Below are 19893 nucleotides of genomic sequence, written 5' to 3' on the forward strand. Positions count from 1 at the left end.
CGCCCATCCCGACCGTAGGGGTGACATCGACCACCCCCGCACGAAGGAGGCTGGCCGATGATCGAGATCTGCATGGTTCCGTGGTCTGACCATCCGCCAGGTTCGGCCAATCGGTCGCACGCCATCTCCCGCCGAGACATCCCGCTCTGGCGGATCTGGGGGCTGACGGCGGCGTTGAAGATCATCATATCGATCGTCACGATCAGCTTCGCGGCCGTCTCGCCCGCCCTGGCACGCACCTTCACCGATGCGGGCGGACGGACCGTCGAGCTCCCCGACAAGATCTCGCGTGTGCTGCCTGCCGGCCCACCCGCTTCCGTTCTCGTCTACGTACTGGCACCCGACAAGCTTGTCGGCTGGTCGCGCGAGCCGAGCGAACGGGAGAAGCAGTTCCTGTTGCCGGCCGCGCGTTCACTGCCGACCTTCGGCCGGCTTACCGGCCAGGGCAACACGGCAACTCTGGAGGCCGTCATTGCCGCCCGTCCGGATGTCATCATCGATATCGGTACCGTCAATCCGACCTTCATTGCACTTGCCGACATGGTGCAGGCAAAGACCGGCATTCCGTACATCCTGATCGATGGAAGCCTTGAGAAAACGCCGGAAAGCCTGCGGCAGGTCGGAGAGCTGCTCGGGGTTCCGGACCGGGCAGGAGAACTGGCCGATTATGCCGAAGCCACGTTCCGGACGCTGAGGCACGGTCTTGCAAGGATCCCGGAAGCGGACCGTCCGCGCGTCTACTACGGGCGCGGACCCGAGGGGCTGGAAACCGGCCTTGGCGGATCAATCAATCTCGAGGTTCTCGAAGCCGTCGGCGCCAATAATGTCGCGGCAGCGCTCGGCAAGGGCGGGCTGGCGAACGTCTCCGTGCCGCAGGTGGCGGCCTGGAACCCGGACGTCATCCTGGCGGCAACGCCGCGCTTTGCCCGCATCGCCAAACGCGAGCGGTCCTGGGCGGAGATCGCCGCGGTCCGCTACGGCAAGGTCTACGCAACGCCGACGCTGCCGTTCGGCTGGTTCGACGCTCCTCCCGGGATCAACCGACTGATCGGCATCCGCTGGCTGGAGGCACTGTTCTACCCGACAGTCTTCCAGGGGGACCTGCGCGCCGACGTCGCGACCTTCTTCAAGCGCTTCTACCAAGTGGATCTGACGGAAGTGCAGCTCGATGATCTTCTGAAGGACGCGGTGCCGAGACACTGACGCGGACGGTCGGATTGCTGCAGATGAAACCCGGAACCTGAAACCGAAACACCGCAGCAACAGGCATGGGCGAAGGTCTGCACAGCCGGATCGCGGCAGGGGTGCCCCAAAGGGTCAGCCCCGCTTCAGCAAGATCAATCTCAACATAAATCATGGTGAGCTCAATGACATACCAATCCGATGATGCTTCGCACATGTACGACGTGGCCCGGAACCAGGCGGGCCTGCGCGAGCATCTTCGCCGGGAATTCGACTTCATTGTCTGCGGTGCAGGCTCCAGCGGCTCGGTGGTCGCCGCGCGACTGGCTGAGGATCGCAACGCGCAGGTTCTGCTTCTCGAGGCGGGTGGCAGCGACGAGATGCCGGCGATCACCGAACCCGGCCAGTGGCCGTTGAACCTCGGATCGTCCAACGACTGGGCGTTCCAGGGCGAGCCTGCCGCAACCCTGAACGGTCGCCGCCTGCCGCTCAGCATGGGCAAGGCGTTGGGTGGCGGCTCGAGCATCAACGTCATGGTCTGGGCCCGCGGGCACAAGGCGGACTGGGAATATTTCGCGGCCGAATCCGGCGATCCGGCCTGGGGCTACCAGTCGGTGCTCGACTATTATCGGCGCATCGAGGACTGGCAGGGACAGGCCGATGCGCTGCGCCGCGGCCGCGGTGGTCCTGTTCACGTTGAACAGCCGGCATCGCCGCAACCGATCGCCGGCGCATTGCTCGACGCTGCGGCGGCCATGGGCATCCCGACCTTTGCCAGTCCCAACGGCGAAATGATGGAAGCAGCCGGCGGCGCTGCCATCGCCGATCTGCGCATCCGCGACGGCAAGCGCCAGTCCGTCTACCGGTCCTACACCTATCCACGCATGAACCAGTCCAACCTGACGGTGCTGACGGATGCGCTGGTGACGCGGGTGATCCTCGACGGGAAGAAAGCCGTTGGCATCGAGGCCATGGTCGGAGGGCAGTTGCTGCGGTTTGCCGCGCGCTGCGAGGTCGTCCTGTCGCTCGGCGCCCTGCACACGCCCAAGGTGCTGATGCAATCCGGCATCGGGCCACAGCAGGAATTGAGCCTGCACGGCATCAAGACGGTGCAGCACCTGCCGGGTGTCGGCCAGAACCATCAGGATCATCTGGCCTTCGGCTGCACCTGGGAATACCTGGAGCCACAGGGCGTCGGTAGCAGCGGATGCGAGGCGACGATCTACTCGAAGAGCGACTCGCGTCTTCCCGCACCGGATCTGCTGCATTGCCAGCTGGAATTTGCGGTGCCGTCGCCGCAGGAAGTGGGTATCGATCCGCCCGAACACGGCTGGTCGATGTTCGCCGGCCTTGCGCAGCCGAAGAGCCGCGGGCAGCTTCGGCTGTCCGGCGCCGATCCCAGCGACCCGATACTCATCGAGCTCAACTCGCTGAGCGAGCCGGAGGATCTGGCGGCGGCGTTCAAGACCATCGAACTGTGCCGGGAGCTCGGCAACAGCGACAGCTTCCGCTCGCTGGTCAAGGGGGAGGTCGCGCCGCTGCAACGCGATCGGCTCGGCATGGAACGGTTCATCCGCAATTCCGCGATCACCTACTGGCACCAATCATGTACCGCCAAGATGGGCCGCGACGCGATGTCGGTGGTCGATGCCCAGCTGCGTGTCTACGGGATCGACAATCTGCGGATTGCCGATGCGTCGATCCTGCCGCGAATCCCGGTCGGCAATATCATGGCTCCCTGCGTCGTCGTCGGTGAGCGTGCCGCCGACATAATCCGCGCCGCCCATGGCCTTGATCATTTCCGCCCGCAGGAGAATGCTGCTGAGTAACCTGCCGTGCGAGGGTGCGGGCTCCGACGAGGCGCCCGCACCTGCCGCTGCCACACGTCGTTCGCCTGCCGCGTCGAGAGGAATCGGTGTTGAGATCGCTAAGTAAGTTCCTCCTCGTTCCGGGCCTGGTCCTGGCGCTGATCTTCGGCGCCTATCTCGCCCTGCTTCCGGACGGCAATGCCCTGTCGAAGATCATCGGCAGCCGGTGCGGGCTCCGGGCCGGGCAGGCGGCGATGGCCGAGCCTTGCCTCAAGGTTGATCGCGGCGCCGGTTATGTCGTGCTGCGGGACCGGAACGGTCCCCATCACTACCTCCTGCTTCCGACGCAGGCGATATCCGGCATGGAAAGCGCGACGCTGCTCGATCCAGAGACGCCGAACTATTTCTGGCTTGCCTGGGAGAACCGCGAATTCCTCTCGAATGGGCCGCGCGGCATCAACGACGATCAAGTCCTGCTGGCCATCAACTCCCGCTATGGCCGGTCGCAGAGGCAGCTTCACATCCACATCTCCTGCATGTCGGCCGACGTTCGAGCCCGGCTCGATGCGGTGGAGCACGGGCTCGGCGCCGCTTGGCGACCGATCGCCAACGGCTTGAAGGGCAATGACTACTGGGTCCGCCGGGCCGGCGAAGACGAGATCCAGCGTATCGGCGCCTTCCGACTGCTCTCCGACAGCCTGCCGGTTGCGCCCTCCGACATGGGACGCTTCAGCCTTGCGATGACCAGGGCCCGCGCCGACGGGTTCCTCATCCTCGCCACCCGATTGTCCCTGTTCGACCTGAATCTCGCCTCGGCCGAGGAACTGCAGGACCATGCCTGCGGCCTTGAGCGCTCCTGAACCTGTAGGCGGATCGAGAACCGATTGCCGTCCGGCTACATCTGTAGGAGCGGCAGGGTCCCGATGAAACGGTGCTGCAACGGCAAGCCGGCTCCCTGTGGTCTCCCCTGGAGGCTGCCATGTCAGACATCGACCGATCCTCATTGTCCCCCCGCAACTGCAGAAACCATCTGAGGCTTATCGCCCTGGATGGCCCCGAGCCGGCGGATCCGCCGGCGCAGGCGCAAAGTCTGGTGCCGGTGGCCCGGCCAGCCGCCCGGCGGCTCCTCGACGAGATGCTGAGCGGCTTCGCATTCGCCGGAGAAAGCCTGCACGCGACGCCCGCTTCGATGGGCGCGCCGGATGACGCGCATGAGCAGATCACTTGCGATCAGCCGGTTGAGCGGCGTGGGCGCTTCGCCGGCCGGATCAAGGCGCTGCTGTTGCGGATGCAACCAAGGTCCCGCTTGCTGAAATGACGACAACCGCCGGACCGGCGATCCTGATCTTGCTGCCGCTCCAACGCGGAAGCCCAAAGCAGAAGAAACAGGACACCAAGGAAAAGCAAAATGCATTATCAGGTCATCCACACCAAGAAGCATTTAAACGGGTTCCAGGAGCTGCAGAGGCTCAGCCCCATCGTCATTCTCATGCGCTACCTGGCGATCCGCGCGCGCAGGTGGTCCAGATGGCAGGCGCGCAAGCGGGCCTCCCAGCAACTGATGTCGCTGCCCGACTATCTCCTCAAGGATATCGGCATCTCCCGCTCCCAGATCCATTCGGTGACCGGCAGGTTGAGGGATCACTGAGCAGCAGGCTGTCACAGCGGCACGTCGCCGCTTGCCTGCGCGGCTGGTGGCCCAGCCGCGCAAACGGACCTCGCAAATGGGCGCGGCTGACAGCGTGCGGCGGCGCAGTGGGATGCGACCATGTTACGGTTGCATTCATTTTTCCATCCGTTGAAACGGCGCTGAAACCCTGGCCGCCGACATAGTCGCAATTCTCAGGCCATGCAGCGCCGTGGTCGTCGACGTGTGTTCCGGCCACCGCCACCATGCTGCAACTCCTGCGGTTGTGGGGAGGGACCCGCATGCCGACCTGCGCGCCCAGGAGCGGAACATTGAAGCACGTACTCGTAATCGATGACGACCCCAGCATCCGAAATCTGCTGACCGACTACCTCACCCAGCACGCCTTCCGGGTCACCGGCATTTCCGACAGCCAGCATCTGACCCGCATCCTGTCGACCGATCCCGTCGATCTGGTGATCGTCGACCTCAATCTGGGACATGAGGACGGGCTGGAAATCGTCAGGACCCTTTCGAGCTCCTGCGACGCGCCGGTCATCATCATTAGCGGCGACCGTCTGGAAGAGGCGGACAAAGTAGTGGGACTGGAACTCGGGGCGGTCGATTACATCACCAAGCCCTTCGGCGTGCGCGAGTTTCTCGCCCGCGTCCGCGCATCGCTGCGCGAGCGACCCGTCATCAAGGGGCGGAAGGAGCGCAAGACCTACTCCTTCGGCAACTGGGTCCTCAACATGAAGCTGCGCAAGCTCGTGTGCGGCGACACGCGAGAGGTGAAGCTGACGGCTGGCGAGTTCAACCTGCTCACCGCCTTCCTCAAGTCTCCACGGCAGATCCTGTCGCGTGAACAGCTGCTGGCCGCCAGCCGGATTCACGACGACGAGGTGTTCGATCGCAGCATCGACGTGCTGATCCTGCGGCTGCGTCGCAAGCTGGAGGAAGACCCGTCGCGGCCACGGCTGATCATGACCGAGCGCGGTGCCGGCTATCTCTTCGATGCCGATGTGGTCACCGACCGGCTACGGAGCAAGCCATGATCTCGTCGCGGACAGGCATCAGGGTTCTCGCCGGCCTGTCCGTCCTCGCCGCCGGTCTCTGTGTTGCCGGAATGGATTTCAGCGGCGGGCTGCCGAGCAGCCATGCGGCGCTGGCGGAGGATCAGCGTGATGCGCTCTTCCCCCTGCCGCCGTCGCCGCGCCTGAATGCCGCCAAGGTGGAGCTGGGCGAGACGCTGTTCAACGATCCCATCCTGTCGCGGCGACAGATGCTGTCGTGTGCCTCCTGTCACGGCCTGGCGACCGGGGGCACGGTGCCGGTGAAGCGGACGGTCGGCTATGACGGCCGGCTGCATCAGTTCAATGCGTCCACCGTCTTCAACGTCGGCAACAATTATCGTCTCGGCTGGCGCGGCAAGTTTGCGTCGCTTGCGGCGCAGAACGAGAATGTGCTGATCGATCCCAACCTCATGGCGAACGACTGGCAGACGCTGCTGCCGCGCCTGACGGGCACGGATTTCTACCGCACGCGCTTCAAGGCCATCTACGGACGATCGCCCGACCGCGACAGCGTTCTCGATGCGCTGGTGACGTTCCAGCGCTCGCTGGTGACGCCGAACGCCCCGTTCGACCTCTACCTGGAAGGCAATGCGAATGCGATCACACCGGAGCAGCAGCGCGGCTATGAGCTGTTCAAGAGCTATGGCTGCGTCTCCTGCCATCAGGGCTCGAACATCGGCGGCAACATGTTCCAGATCTTCGGGATCTTTGCACCGCCGGAACCGGGAAACTGGGCGGGCCCATCCGCCGACATCCTGCCCTGGCCGCTGTCGGGCGCTGACGAAGACGAACATGTCTTTCGGGTGCCGAGCCTGCGCAATGTCGAGGTCACGGCGCCGTACTTCCACGACGGCCGGGCGGAACGTCTCGACGACGCCGTCGCCATCATGGGCCGGAGCCAGCTCGGGCGCGAACTGCCCCAGGACGATGTCGCGTCGATCGTCGAATTCCTCAAGAGCCTGACCGGAGAATACAATGGTGAAAGGCTCAAAGCGCCGTCCATTGAAGGTGGTCGGTGAGGCGTGGCTCATCGCGCTGGCGGTCATGTTTGCCATTTCGCTGGCCGTCATCGCCGCTGGGCGCGATCCCGGCCAGTCAACGCACGAAAAGATCACCAGGACGCTGCGCGAGGTGGATCTCAGCCATGCGTCTCTGCAGCGAGACGTGCTGCGGGTGCGGGCCGGCCTCATCCGCTCGTACGATCCGCTGGTCAATTCGGTGGTGGCCTTGCGGGCAATCACCGCCAAGCTCAACGACCTGCTGCTGGCAACGAAGCTCGACGATCAGGAACGGCTGGCGCGACTTTTGCAGGAGCTGCAGAAGAGCATCGATGCCGACGAGCAGCTGGTCGAGCAGTTCAAGACCCGCAACGCGCTGCTGCAGAACTCGATCGGCGTCTTCGGCCAGACCCTCACCACCCTTCATCAGTCTCGGAACCCGGCGGTGCGCACCGGCCTCGCCGCCGTTTCCGATCTCGGAAACCTGATGATGCGGTTCGCGACCAAGCCGGAGGCGGAACTGGTGCCGACCATCCGCGCCGATCTCACCTATATCCGGCACATGGCGGTTCCCGCGGCCGACAGCCGGGAGATCCAGACGCTGGTCACCCATGCGGAGATGATCCTCGCCATCCTGCCGGTGGTCGACGAGAAGATCGCCGCTGTCCAGGCGTCCGGCACGCCGGCGCGCGCGCAACAGCTGCAGGCGCTCTATCTGGAAATCTACGGGGCCGTCAATTCGAACGGCGCCTGGAGCCGCATGCTGCTCGGCGCGACGGCGATCTCGCTCTGCCTCTATGTCTTCGTGCTGGTCTACCGGCTCCGCAACCAGACGGAACGGCTGAAGAACCGTCTCGAATACGAAAGCTGCATCACCCTTATCAAGACAATGATGGTCAATGCCTCGCCGCGCGATTTTCCCGACCTGATGGAGCAGGCGCTGGGAATGCTTGCCGGGTTCTTCGACGCCGATGCCTGTGGCTTCGTGATCCTCAACGGCGATACGGGCGAGGTCAAAGACCACTACCGGCTGCGCGGTCAGCAGGAAGAATACGTCGCGCTGCTTGCCGATTTCGCCAGGGACCTGCTGATGAACGCGGACGCGCAGCCGCAGGACGACCCCTGGTGTCCGACCCACCGAAACCTCCTGAAGACCGACGATCTCGCCTATACGCGCGACGATACATCCTCGGGGATCGTCGTCGGCCGCAAGCTGCCGGACCGCTCAGCGGCGACGCTGCTCTTCCTCTTCGACGCGCCGCGCCCGAAGCTGGCTGCCGACGACATCGGCCTCATGCAGACGACGGTGCAGGTGCTGATCGAGCTCATCGACAGCAAGCAGAGCCGCCAGGAAAAGGAGGCGCTCGAAAACCGGCTGGAACATTCGCAGCGGCTGGAGGCGGTTGGAACGCTCGCCGGCGGCATTGCCCATGAATTCAACAACGTGCTGGGTGCGATCCTCGGCTACGGGGAAATGGCGCTCCAGATGCTGCGCAAGCCATCGCCGACGCGCCAGTACGTGCAGGAGATCCTGACGAGTGCCGAGCGCGCCAAGCACATCGTCGACCAGATCCTCACCTTCAGCCGCAAGCGGGAGCGGGCTCGCAAGCCGTTCGATGTCGTCGAGGCGATATCGGATATCCTGCCCCTGCTGCAGGTCACGCTGGGAAACCAGATCGCGCTGACCGCCAGGCTGCCGGAAAAGCCGGCCGTCATCGAAGGCAATCCGATCGAGATCCACCAGATCGCCATGAACCTCTGCAAGAACGCGATGGAAGCCTCCGTCCGCGGCCAGGAGGTCGAGATGGAAGTCAGCCAGGTGCAGGTCCGCAGGCGGCGGACACTGTCGCACGGGGAAATCCTGTCGGGTTCCTATGTCTGTCTCGCGGTACAGGATCATGGCGACGGAATACCGAAGTCCCTGCTGCCGCACATATTCGAGCCGTTCTTCACCACCAAGGCGCAGTCGGGCGGCACCGGCCTCGGCCTCTCGGCCGTTCATGGCAGCGTCTCTGGCATGGACGGCAGCATCAACGTCCAGAGCATTTCCGGATCGGGCACACGCTTCGAGCTGTTCTTTCCGGCAAGCCTGCGACCCCCGGTGCCGGTCAAGAGCTTCTTCAACGAAGGCTCGGTGCCGACCGGCAGCGGGCAGACAGTCGCCATCGTCGAGAAGGACAAGGCGCTGCTCGACATGTACGAGGAGAAGATCGCAGCACTCGGCTACGAGCCGGTCGGCTACGGGAGCCTGGATGCGCTCCTGCGGATCCTCGAGCCGGAGGAAATCCAGCCGGACCTGGTGGTGGTCGACAGCAGCTGCATCGACCCGTCGATGTCGATCATGCAGCTCGAGGCGGTACTGAGCGGCCTTCGCTACCTCGTGCTGGCTGACCGCAACCGGGCGGCCAATCTGGATGACTGTCCGCTTCTGAGCGCCTGCGCGCTCAACAAGCCATTCAGTTCGCAGTCCCTGGCGCAGGCGATCTTCCACCGGATCAACCTCGCCTAAAGCTTGGGCCCGAGGACAGAGAAAGATTTCAATCGTAACCGAACAGGCCGTTTCTGACATCGAGTGCCAATGACCGGCCCCCACCGTTTGGATGATGTCGGATGCTTGGGGAGGGCAGGTGGATGGCGGTTTCCGCAAAGCCAAGCGACGGCCGCTCAGATCAAGGTACAGGTCGTGTGCCGGCGGCAGACCTTTACCAGAACCTGCGCACGATCGGGCTGGTCGCCGCCGGCGGCTCGGTGGTCTACTATGATTTCGTCGTCTTCGCCTTTCTTGCACCGGTCATCGGCAAGGTGTTCTTCCCGGCTGGTATCGCCGGCTGGCTGGCGGTCATGCAGTCCTTCGGCATCTTTGCCGCCGGCTATGTGTTCCGTCCCCTCGGCGGCATCGCCTTGGCGCATTTCGGCGACCTGTTCGGCCGTAAGCAGCTGTTCGCCTTCTCGATCCTGTTGATGTCGGTGTCGACGCTCGGCATGGCCGTGCTTCCCGACTACGCGACCGCAGGCGTTGCAGCACCGCTGCTGCTGATCTGTCTGCGCGTGCTCCAGGGCGTCGCCATCGGCGGCGAGGTGCCCGGTGCCTGGACGCTGGTCGCCGAGCAGATGCCGCGCCGCCACGTGGGCCTCGCCTGCGCTCTCGTCTCGTCGTCGTTCACGGCCGGTATCCTCCTGGCATCGGTCATCGTCGCGCTGCTCAACTCGTTCTTCTCCGCCGCAGAGATCGAGGCCTTCGCCTGGCGGATCCCCTTCGTCATGGGCGCGCTGTTCAGCCTGCCGGCGATCGGCGCCCGGTGGCGGCTGAAGGAGACACCGGTCTTTTCTGCATTGCGTGACCGCTGGGCCCTGGTGCCTGAGCTGCCGCTGGTGTCGATCTTCCGCAATCATCTGAGGGCGATCGTCGTGTCGATCCTGCTCACCTGGGTGCTGTCGGCAGGCATTCTCGTCACCGGCCTGATGACCGCGACCCTGCTCCAGACCGTCTACGGATTTTCGGCGCAACATGCGCTGGTGGCGACGAGCATCGGGACGTTTGCGCTGATCCTCGGAACCGCTCTCTTCGGAATGGCCGTTGATCGGCTCGGTGCCGGTTTCTGCCTGATGGGCGGAAGCGCCATCTTCGGAGCGGCGACATTCGTCTTCTATTCGTTCGCCGGGCACTCATTCGGTCTTCTGTGCCTGCTCTATATCATCATGGGGCTGGCCGTCGGGCTGATGGCGGTGGTGCCCTTTGTCATGGTCAACGCGTTCCCGGCGCGTGTGCGGGTCACCGGCGTCTCCTTCTCCTACAACATCTCCTACGCAGTCTTCGGCGGATTGACGCCGGTTCTTCTCACCTGGCTCGTCGAATACGATCCGATGGCGCCGGCCTACTATCTGCTGTTCATCGCCGTGCTGGCCTGCGGTCTCGGCGCCTATATCAGCAGCAACAGGCAGATGCTGGAGCCGCATCCGGACGATCTGCGACTGGGCATATGGGGAGGTTGACCGGTCGGCCGGTCCTATTTCTGCGACAGAGCGGGCGCGGCGACCGGCCGCCGCGCCCGTGCGGCCAGGTTAGTCGTTGCCAACGCCGCGGTTGGTCAGCTTCAGCGAGCGGTCCTGCTGGATGACGTAGGTCTCGCGGTACTTGCGTCCGTCCCGCCGAAACTCGTGCACGACGGCGCTGCCGACCGGCGCCTTGGTGAGCTTCGTGTGCGGCGGTTGCGGGAAGATCAGGCTGCCGGGGATCGGCTCGGGTACGAAAGCCATGGCCTCGGTGGCGGCAAGCGCCAGACCAAGTGCGCCGAAGCCGATAGCGATAAGGGCGGTTTTCATCGTTGTGTTCTCCATTTCTGTGAACCGCCGTGTGCGTCACGAGCGGCATCATGGAGTTGACCAGTGGCCCATGAGCCTACGGTTTCAGCATCGCCCTCGATGCATTCATCGGTAACCCGGCCCAACCCGGATGTAACGAAGGCTTCGGCATCTCGCGGGCCTAATCTGCCGTGCGGAATAGCCTCCATGTCATCCGCAATCGACAGCCGTGAATCTGACATGGCAGTGCATCAGCGGGCCGGAAAGGGTGGCGGGCAACCTGATCCGAGGACCTTCAATGATCGACCAGACCTACCTTTCCGACGCCACCTTCCAGGCCGCTCTCGCCAACTGCCGTCGCTACTGGCTGAACTTCGGCCGCGAGCTCCGCCGTGACGACGGCATTTCATTGTTTCGCTCCGGTGTCGTCCACCCGCAGCTGAACGGCGTTCTGCGCCTCTACGGCGCCGACATCGATGTGCTGATCACGCAGGCACAGGAGCAACTGGCGGGCGTGCCCTGCATCTGGTGGGTCGGTCCGGACTCCCGCCCGGATGCGCTGGACGCCCTCATGCGGCACGGCGGCGCCAGGCATGGCACAATACCTGTCTACGCGCTGCGCCTCACGGATCTGCCCACCGGCAAAGCCAAGCCCGCCGGGCTTGTCATTGAGGAGGTGAGGGACGATCGCGGTCTTGCGGAATGGGTGGATTGCTTTGCGCCGTCGATGGGCGTCACCCCGGACCAGGTCGGAAGAACGCTGCAGATGGAGCTCGACCGCCCGGATGCGCCGGGAAGTTTTCGGCGGTTCGCCGCAAGGATCGGCGGCAGGATGGTCGCGACCTCGGCGCTTCTCTGCGCGGAGGGCATCGCTGGAATCTACCTCTGCTCGACCGCCGAACAGCATCGCAGAAAGGGTATCGCCACCCTCATGACGCTGCACGCGGCGTGGACGGCTGTCGAGATGGGCTTCGAGGTGGTGACGCTCCAGGCAAGTCCGATGGGACAACCCGTCTATGAGCGTATCGGCTTCAAGAGGATCGTCGAATACAACGTCGTCGCCTTCTGAGCCAAGGCTGGAGCCGCTCCGCGGCCGGTCACGCTCGCTATCGACGTCCGGGCGCTGTCTTCTCGCCCGGACGCTTGTGCCCCTTGTTGGCTGCCTATCGGCACTCGATCTCCAGCTCGTCGACCTTGCGGATCGCCGCGTGCCCGTGGATGCGCAGCGGCTGTGACCCGAGGCCGAACTGCAGCTGCGAGGTCGTCAGCGTCGTCAGTGCCTCTTCCAGTTCGATCCTCGCCAGCGCCTCACCGAGACAGCGATGTTCGCCGCCGCCGAAGACGGGGTGCCAGCGCGGCTGCTCGCGCTGCGGATCGAATGCGTCGGGATTGTCGTAGACCGCAGGGTCGCGCAAACCCGAAAGGGTCGAGAGGCTCATGGGACCGCCCTTGGGGATCAGGTGCCCGTCGAGCAACACATCCTCCAGCGTCAGCCGCGGGATCGATCCCACCGCCGGCTCGTAGCGCAAGGCTTCGGCGACTGCCGGGACGATCATCTGCGGATCGCTCCGCATCGCCTCCCAGAGATGCGGCCGTTCGAGCAGCAGCCCCGTCTGGATGACGATCGCGGCGCGGGTGGTGTCGCTGCCGCCGAGCACCACGGAAACGATCTGCATGACGGCCTCGATTGGCGACAATTCCGGCGTTTCGTCGATCTTCGCCACATATTCGGAAAGGAAATCGTTTCTCGGGAGCTTGCGCCGCTCGGCGATCAGCCGCGCGCAGTAGTCCGTCAGCTCCCGGGTCGCTGCTTCGATGCCGGGAATGTCCTCCGTCGTCCACGAGGTCGTCAGGATCCTCGCGACCTCGTAGGCGAGCGTCGTGAACAGCGGAACGTCTGAGCGCGGGATGCCGAGGATCCCGGCAATCGTGATTGCCGGGATCAGCGCGGCATAATCGTCGCGAAGCTTCAGCCGACCCTTGTCGACGGCGTTATCCAAAAGGTCCTGGGAAAGCGCCCGGACCTTCGGCCGCAAGCCGGCCATCATGCGGAAGGCGAAATTCCGGGTCAGCGGCTGCCGGCGCCGGCGATGCGTCTCGCCGTTGGAAAACAGCATGCTGTATGAGACGAAGTCCATGATCGGCCCGGAGTTGATCCCGCGGATCCTGATCATTTCGGTCTCGATCTGCCGCGTACGGGGATCGCTGATCAGCGTCTCGATATCTTGGGCGCGCAAGACGATGTAGACGCCGTCCTCACGCCTGACGAACGGAAAGCGGCTGCGCAGCTCCGCGTAAAGCTGATGGGGGTTGGCGTTCAGTTCCGCGAAACTGAGAGTGGGCGGAGCCGAAGCTGAAGCTGTTGTATGGGAAATGTTCACCGGGAGCCCTCTGAGGTTGAGACAAGGATCCCAGTCTCCGCTTGCCTGCGCGTCGAAGGATTACAGGGCCGGGCAAACGGGTTTGATCTGTAATCCGGCGGGCTGCCGCGTTTGCTGCGAGGTCTCCAGTTTCCGATGCAACGAAGTCGCGGCTTCCTGAAACATCAAAGTGCCAGCCGGCTGCGATCGTCCCGCACATCAGACACGGGGATGTTTCCATGTTAGCAAGAATCAACGACGCATCGATTTTCTTCGACGTCGCCAGCAGTGCCTTCGCCGTCGAGGCGGGCGGGCTTGTCGAGAAGCCGACGATCATCGCGCTGCATGGCGGCCTGGGTTTCGATCACGGCTATTTAAGGCCCGGGCTCTGCGAGCTTGCCGACATCGCCCAGGTGATCTTCATCGATCTGCGCGGCAACGGCCGCTCCGAGCGCGTGCCGCTCGATACCTGCACGCTTGAGCAGATGGCCGATGATGTGGCGCTGTTCTGCAAGCAACTGGGCATCGAACGACCCGTCGTCTTCGGGCATTCGGCTGGCAGTTTCGTCGCGCTGCACATGGCGCTGCGGCATCCCGGTCAATTGGGCGGTCTGATCATCTGCGACGGCAGCCCGACGGTTGCGCCGATACAGGAGGAGGATGGCGATCCTGGCCCGACGCTGGCATCGCGGGGCTCGGACGCGGCGCTGGCCATCGCGTCACGCGTCTTTTCCGGAGAGATCACCGAAGAGACAATGTCTCTGTTCATGCGCGATCTTACACCGTTCTATGTGGCACCCTCGAATGCGTCGATTATGCAGGAAATCCTGTCGCTGACGTCCCTCGACATCCCGATGATGCAGCATTTCATGCAGGTCGTCGCGCCCGACTATGACCTGCGTTCGCAACTGGATACGATAGAGGTGCCGGCACTGGTGATCGTCGGCCGACACGACTGGGTCTGCCCGCCGAGTGCGGCGCGGTTCATGGCCCGGTCGATGCGCAATGCGAGACTGGTCGAGTTCGAAAACTCCGGGCATTTTCCGTTTGCCGAAGAGCCGCTGAAGTTCTTCTCGACGGTTCAGGGGTTCTTGAACGAGCTGACCGGCGGGCGGTGATGCCGGCGCGATGTCTCAGCGCCGGCAGGCCGTAGGCGCGCCGCTGCTCAGGCGGCGTTCGACATCCGGCGGATATCCGGCGCGAACATCTCGCGCATCCTTGCCCGGTAGTGATCTTCCGAGGTGGTCCAGCGAAGCTCCGCCAGCATCTTGCTGTCGGCGCCCGCGGGATAGCGAAGCCGTTCGCCGCCCTCGGTCGCCGCGGCATAGGCGGCGTCTGCGACTTCCGCCTCGCTGCAATAGGCGGTGGGATAGTTGGCGAATTTTTCGAAGCAGCCTTGTGCGAACTGTCCGTAGTCGGCCGGGATGAGGCCCTGCATGCGCGGTCCGCCATTGGCGGTGAAGCGGGTGGTCGGCCCGTAGCCCGGCTCGACGAGCCGCACCTTGATGTTGAACTGTTCGAGCTCGTAGGACAGCGCTTCGCTAAACCCTTCGACGGCGAACTTGCTGGCTGCGTAGAGCGCCACGAGCGGGACGACGCCGAGGGTAACGCTCGACGTGACGTTGACGATCACGCCGTGACCCTGGCGGCGCATGTGCGGAATGATGGCGCGGCAGACGTTGAAGACGCCGAAGGTATTGGTTTCGAAGACCTCCCGGGCCGCGCTGTCCGGCGTCGCCTCGACGGCGGACGCCAGCCCGATGCCGGCATTGTTGATCACCACGTCGATGCTCCCGAAAGCCGTGATGCTGTCGGCAATTGCCTTGTCGATCGTCTCCGGCCTTGAGACGTCGAGGGCGAGCACCTTCAACCTGTCGCCGCCGGGCGGGAAGATCGTCGGGTCCGGATGGCGCATGGTGGCAATGACATTCCAGCCGCGGTCGAGAAAGTGTTCGGCCATGCTGAAGCCGTATCCGGAGGACGTGCCGGTGATCAGAACTGTCTTGGTCATGTATCGATCTCCTTGTTCTTCGATGCCCCGAGAATAGCGAACCAGCGAAGATTAGGAATAATGGAAGATCCAGCTGTTGTTACGGATCGTCTCAATGATCATCGAGCAATGGTGCCTGAGGCCTGACCCTGTACAAATCGTCTGGGACGATCCATGGTGTAGCCGTTAGATGGCGTTATGGATTGTGCAGATGGATGCGCTGACGGATGTGGTCCAGTTGCTGCGACCGAAGACGGTGCTGATGGGCAGCATGGCGGGGTTCGGAGACTGGGCCGTGCAGGTTCCGCCGCAGCCGGGACCGATGCTCTACTTCGTGATCGAAGGCAACGTCCGTTTCCGGACGGCCGAAGGAGAGACCGTGCACCTGGACGCCGGAGATTTCGTGTTGTCGGGCAGCCCGACTGCGGATGTATTCTTCAGCGCCGATGGACAGGACATCGTCTTGTCCGATGACGACTTCAAGGCCCGGCATCTGGTGAACGGCGAGATCATCGTCGGCGATGCCGGCGATGAAAGCGTTGCCCGGATTGTCGGCGGCTGCATCCTCTGCGATCCGACCAATGCCGACTTGCTGACAGAGCTTCTGCCGCGCCTCGTTCACGTCGGTGCAGGCGAGGGAACTGGCGCAAGGCTCGGCAACCTGATCTCCTATATCCGCGACGAAGCGGAGAACGCGCGCGTCGGTAGCGACCTGATCCTCTCACGGTTGCTCGAGGTGCTGCTGATCGAGACGCTGCGCAGGGAGGCAGCCAAGCTTCCTCATCCCGGCATGCTGCGCGGACTTTCGGATCCACAGCTCGCCCGGGCGATCGGCGAGATCCATTCCGACGTGCGGCGCGGCTGGACCATTGCCGAACTGGCGCAGCGGGCCGGGATGTCGCGTTCCGCCTTCGCCCGCAAATTCTCCGAGGCAGTCGGGCTTGCTCCGGTAGAATATCTGCTGCGGTGGCGAATGGCGCTCGCCAAGGACGCCCTGCGCTATTCGCGTGGCACGCTGGACGAGATCGCCGAACAGGTCGGCTACCAGTCCGCCAGTGCTTTCAGCACTGCCTTCAGCCAGAAGATCGGCTGCCCGCCGCGCGAATATGCGCGCATGGCTTTGGCCGGTTGACGCTTTTGAGCGAGTGATCGGAGATGACCGACAGGGGTCGGTATTCCCGGTGCCGGATGATCAGCTCGCCTTGCGCAATTCCGGTAGTTCGTCGCCCGACTTCAGCCCTTGAACGAGCTTTGCCAGCCAATCGACAAACACCCGCACCTTGTTGCTGACGTGGCGGGTCTGCGGATAGACGATGTAGAGCGGCAGCTTCTCGCACTCCCAGTCGGTCAGCACCTCGACGAGTTCGCCACGCTCCAGCGCATCCTTGACGATGAAGCGGGCGCTCTGGGCGACGCCCATGCCGGAGATCGCGGCGTTCACATAGGAACGCGCGTCGTTGACCGAGACCGCGTAGCGGGGTGCGATATCCAGCACCTCGTCGCCGCGGCAGAATTCCATCTGCATCACTCGCCCTGCCGTCGCGTTCAGATAGCCAACCGCGAAATGCTTGTCCTCGAGGTCGCGCGGATGCTCGGGAACACCGAAATTGTTGATATAGATCGGCGAGGCGTAGGCGTGCAGCTGGATCTCGCCGACCTTACGGGCGATCAGCGACTGATCGGTGGGCGTGCCGCCGCGCAGAGCACAATCGACATTCTCGGCGATGTAATCGACCAGCCGGTCGCCGACCCCGATATCCAGCTGGATCTGCGGATAGCGCTGGTAGAAGTCGCAAAGCGCCGGAATGACGATGAGGTCCGCAAAGGCGCCGGCCATCTCTACCCTCAGCCGCCCGGATGGCTGTGCCTGCGATTTCGACATCGACCCGTCGAGTTCGTCGAGCTCCGAAAGGATCTGGATTGCCCGCTCGTAATAGAGGGCGCCGTCGGTGGTCACCATGACCCGTCGGGTTGTGCGGTTCAGCAGCGTCGTGCGAAGGTGGGCCTCCAGGCTCTGCACCATGGTGGTGACGGTGGTCTTCGGCATATCCAGAGCGGTCGCGGCACGGGTGAAGTTGCCGGTTTCGACCACACGCACGAAGACACGCATTGCAGACAACTGATCCATGTACAGCTCCCGTGACGCGCTGCAGCATTATTCCGATTTTCGGAACAGTGTTACCCTGAAGAGCGACTTGTGCAAGTTTTCTGGGATAATAATATCATACTTAGAAAATTCGGCAACGCTTGCTCATCCAATCGATGGCACTGGGACTTTCATGACGCTGCAGTGGCAAAACATCGCATTCGACCGGTCGGCGACACCGCCGGTGCCGATGCGGCTGTATGAGGGGACGAAGCCCGGCAAGGTGCCGCCGATCGTCCTCTACCTGCGGGGCCGTGCGTTTCTCGATGAGGACCGCGGCGAGACGGAACGGCCGATCGCCAAGGCGCTTGCGGAGACCGGCGCGATCGTTCTTGAGGCCGACTATGCGGGCGTATCGAGCAATACGTTTCCGAAGGCGATGGAAGTTGCGTTCGAGGCTCTGACCTGCCTGTCTACCCGCCGCAAGCAATTCGGCAGCGCCAAGTCGCCGCTGTTCGTGGCCGGTGACGAGGCGGGTGGCAACGTTGCTGCAGGTGTCGCCTTGAAGGCGCGTGATCTGCTGCCCGGCGAGTTGAACGGACAGATGTTGTTTTCGCCGATGATCGATCCGCAGATGACGAGCGCCTCGTTTCGCAAGGCGGACGACGTCGGAATGCGGGAGCGCTGGTCGGACGGCTGGAGCCACTATCTTGGCTCGCATCTGGGTTTTCAGCATCCCTATGCGGCGCCCTGTCTCTGTTCGCGGCTTGCGGGCGTCGCACCAGCTCTCGTGGTGACGTCGGAAGACGATCCACTGCGCGACGAAGTCATCGGTTATGCGGACAGCCTGAGGGCTTTCGGCGTCACGGTACAACAGCGCATCTTTTCAGCCGATTGCGGCTGGACGAGCATTTACAAGGAAGGGAAGGGCACGTGGCTTGCTCCTCTCTGTTCGGAATTCACCAGTTTCGTCGACGGACTGCAGGTCTAGGCCGACGATTTTTAGACGGCATCACATTCAGCATTTCATCTCTGAAGGAGACCGGAATGACATCATACAGGTTCTCGATTTCGTGACACCGGTGCCCTTCGCAGCCCGGTTCACAGACTAAAAGCAGACACATTCAGATCACCGCGGCGTCAGCGCCGCGCAGCCGACCGCCGGTTTCCGGCGTGGTCGGATCCATTGACGTTTCGACTAGAGAGGCGGGCTTCCCAAGGGTCCGCAGGAGAGCAAAATGACATCGAAGATCACAAGCTGGGCCCTGTGGGGCACCGGGCTGAGCGTCGCTGCCCTGATCGCCGGCGCATCCATCTATCTCGACATGCCGCAGGCGGCCAAGGCTGCCCCGGCTGCACAGGCAACGCCGGCGGTACCGGTCACGGTCACCTCCGTCGAGCCGCGCAAGGTCACCACCTGGCAGGAGTTCTCCGGCCGGCTGGAAGCTGTCGACCGGGTGCTGCTGCGCCCGCGCGTCGCCGGCGCCGTTCAGGCCGTACACTTCCGCGAAGGCGGCCTCGTGAAGGCCGGCGACCTGCTGGTCAGCATCGATCCGGAACCCTATGCGGCAGCCGTCGCCCAGGCGCAGGGGCTTGTCGCCTCGGCGGAAGCCAAGCTCGAACTCGCCAATACCGAGCTCGAACGCGGCAACAATCTCCTGGCCAGGAACACCATCTCGCAGAGCGAGCTTGCCCAGCGGCAAAGCGCCCAGCGGGATGAGCTTGCCGGCGTCCAGTCTGCAAAGGCTGCATTGAAGGTGGCACAGCTCAACCTCGACTATACGCAGATCAAGGCTCCGATCGCCGGCCGCGTCGGCAAGATCGAGGTGACGGTCGGCAATCTCGTTGCCGCCGGCTCGGCCTCCAGCCCGCTGGCGACCATCGTTTCGATCGATCCGATCTATGCAAGCTTCGATGCCGGCGAAGAACTGGTGGCGCAGATCATCGCCGACCTGCCGTCCGAAAACGGCGTTCCGGCCATCGACCGGGTACCCGTCGAGGTCAGCACGCTCGCCGCCAACAGCACGCCGATCCGCGGCAAGCTGCAGCTCATCGACAACGAGGTGAACGCGTCGAGCGGCACGATCCGTGTCCGCGCCGTCTTCGACAACCCGGGCGGCAAGCTCATTCCGGGCCAGTTCGTCCGCGTTCGCCTCGGCCAGCCAACCGCGTCGGACCAGCTGATGATCAGCGAAAAGGCCGTCGGCACCGACCAGGACAAGAAGTTCGTCTTCGTGGTCGATGCAAACAATACCATCGCATACCGGCAGGTGGAGCTGGGTTCCGCGGTCGAGGGCCTGAGGATCGTGCAGAAGGGCCTGAATGCCGGCGATCGGATCGTCATCAACGGCCTACAGCGAGTTCGCCCCGGCGCGGTGGTTGCGCCTGAGGAAGAAGCCAAGGTCGCCAACAACTGATGCCCTGACCGGCTCTGCCGGTCGGACCGTTCAAACCATATCGTTCGCCT

Annotated in this window: 18 protein-coding genes; 14 read left to right on the forward strand and 4 right to left on the reverse strand. The window is 63.7% G+C overall.

From position 1 onward, the window contains the following. The first annotated feature begins 57 nt into the window (after positions 1–57). The 9 genes from ACR65N_RS08745 (at position 58) to ACR65N_RS08785 (ending at position 10681) form a co-directional block, all read left to right on the forward strand. Positions 58–1203, forward strand: coding sequence for an iron ABC transporter substrate-binding protein (locus ACR65N_RS08745; RefSeq protein WP_440456654.1), 1146 nt, complete (start codon positions 58–60; stop codon positions 1201–1203). Positions 1204–1397: 194 nt separating this feature from the next. Then, positions 1398–3011 (forward strand): GMC family oxidoreductase, encoded by a 1614-nt coding sequence (locus ACR65N_RS08750; protein WP_440456800.1) that lies wholly within the window; start codon positions 1398–1400, stop codon positions 3009–3011. 89 nt (positions 3012–3100) lie between these two features. After that, on the forward strand, positions 3101–3850 hold the full coding sequence (locus ACR65N_RS08755; protein ID WP_440456655.1) for a CDP-diacylglycerol diphosphatase: 750 nt from the start codon (positions 3101–3103) through the stop codon (positions 3848–3850). A gap of 119 nt (positions 3851–3969) precedes the next feature. After that, positions 3970–4308, forward strand: a complete 339-nt coding sequence (locus ACR65N_RS08760; protein ID WP_440456656.1) for a hypothetical protein — start codon at positions 3970–3972, stop codon at positions 4306–4308. 90 nt (positions 4309–4398) lie between these two features. Then, the gene (locus tag ACR65N_RS08765; RefSeq protein ID WP_440456657.1) at positions 4399–4638 is read left to right on the forward strand and encodes a DUF1127 domain-containing protein; all 240 of its coding nucleotides are present in this window, start codon (positions 4399–4401) and stop codon (positions 4636–4638) included. Positions 4639–4949: 311 nt separating this feature from the next. After that, positions 4950–5672 carry a response regulator gene (locus tag ACR65N_RS08770; protein ID WP_430307150.1) on the forward strand — a complete coding sequence of 241 codons (723 nt, stop codon included), beginning with the start codon at positions 4950–4952 and terminating at the stop codon, positions 5670–5672. Next, positions 5669–6709, forward strand: coding sequence for a cytochrome-c peroxidase (locus ACR65N_RS08775; RefSeq protein WP_430307151.1), 1041 nt, complete (start codon positions 5669–5671; stop codon positions 6707–6709). Before ACR65N_RS08770 ends, ACR65N_RS08775 begins: the two co-directional genes overlap by 4 nt. Next, complete coding sequence (locus ACR65N_RS08780) at positions 6666–9197, forward strand: two-component system VirA-like sensor kinase (RefSeq protein WP_440456658.1); 2532 nt, start codon at positions 6666–6668, stop codon at positions 9195–9197. The genes ACR65N_RS08775 and ACR65N_RS08780 overlap by 44 nt, the downstream gene beginning before the upstream one ends. 122 nt (positions 9198–9319) lie before the next feature. Then, positions 9320–10681: an MFS transporter gene (locus tag ACR65N_RS08785; RefSeq protein ID WP_440456659.1), complete on the forward strand. Its 1362-nt coding sequence runs from the start codon at positions 9320–9322 to the stop codon at positions 10679–10681. A gap of 69 nt (positions 10682–10750) precedes the next feature. Here the strand turns inward: ACR65N_RS08785 and ACR65N_RS08790 are convergent, their stop codons facing one another. Then, positions 10751–11011, reverse strand: a complete 261-nt coding sequence (locus tag ACR65N_RS08790; RefSeq protein WP_430307155.1) for a hypothetical protein — start codon at positions 11009–11011, stop codon at positions 10751–10753. A 277-nt stretch (positions 11012–11288) separates the two neighbouring features. Here ACR65N_RS08790 and ACR65N_RS08795 point away from each other — a divergent pair, with 277 nt between their 5' ends. Further along, entirely contained in the window at positions 11289–12059 is a 771-nt protein-coding gene (locus tag ACR65N_RS08795; protein ID WP_440456660.1) for a GNAT family N-acetyltransferase, read from the forward strand. A gap of 94 nt (positions 12060–12153) precedes the next feature. On the opposite strand, the gene ACR65N_RS08800 is transcribed toward ACR65N_RS08795, so the two are convergent. Then, positions 12154–13371, reverse strand: a complete 1218-nt coding sequence (locus ACR65N_RS08800; RefSeq protein WP_440456661.1) for a cytochrome P450 — start codon at positions 13369–13371, stop codon at positions 12154–12156. Positions 13372–13589: 218 nt separating this feature from the next. On the opposite strand from ACR65N_RS08800, the gene ACR65N_RS08805 reads away from it, so the two are divergent. After that, entirely contained in the window at positions 13590–14468 is an 879-nt protein-coding gene (locus tag ACR65N_RS08805; RefSeq protein ID WP_440456662.1) for an alpha/beta fold hydrolase, read from the forward strand. Positions 14469–14515: 47 nt separating this feature from the next. Here ACR65N_RS08805 and ACR65N_RS08810 read toward each other — a convergent pair whose 3' ends face one another. After that, positions 14516–15361 carry an SDR family oxidoreductase gene (locus tag ACR65N_RS08810; RefSeq protein WP_440456663.1) on the reverse strand — a complete coding sequence of 282 codons (846 nt, stop codon included), beginning with the start codon at positions 15359–15361 and terminating at the stop codon, positions 14516–14518. 169 nt (positions 15362–15530) lie between these two features. Between ACR65N_RS08810 and ACR65N_RS08815 the strand changes: the two genes are divergently transcribed. Further along, positions 15531–16472, forward strand: a complete 942-nt coding sequence (locus tag ACR65N_RS08815; protein WP_440456664.1) for an AraC family transcriptional regulator — start codon at positions 15531–15533, stop codon at positions 16470–16472. A 60-nt stretch (positions 16473–16532) separates the two neighbouring features. On the opposite strand, the gene ACR65N_RS08820 is transcribed toward ACR65N_RS08815, so the two are convergent. Further along, positions 16533–17468 carry a LysR family transcriptional regulator gene (locus ACR65N_RS08820; protein ID WP_430307163.1) on the reverse strand — a complete coding sequence of 312 codons (936 nt, stop codon included), beginning with the start codon at positions 17466–17468 and terminating at the stop codon, positions 16533–16535. 151 nt (positions 17469–17619) lie between these two features. On the opposite strand from ACR65N_RS08820, the gene ACR65N_RS08825 reads away from it, so the two are divergent. Further along, entirely contained in the window at positions 17620–18417 is a 798-nt protein-coding gene (locus tag ACR65N_RS08825) for an alpha/beta hydrolase fold domain-containing protein (RefSeq protein ID WP_440456665.1), read from the forward strand. Between the two features lie 247 nt (positions 18418–18664). Then, positions 18665–19843 carry an efflux RND transporter periplasmic adaptor subunit gene (locus tag ACR65N_RS08830; protein WP_440456666.1) on the forward strand — a complete coding sequence of 393 codons (1179 nt, stop codon included), beginning with the start codon at positions 18665–18667 and terminating at the stop codon, positions 19841–19843. Positions 19844–19893: the final 50 nt, after the last annotated feature.

It is taken from the genome of Rhizobium sp. SAFR-030 (assembly GCF_059415005.1).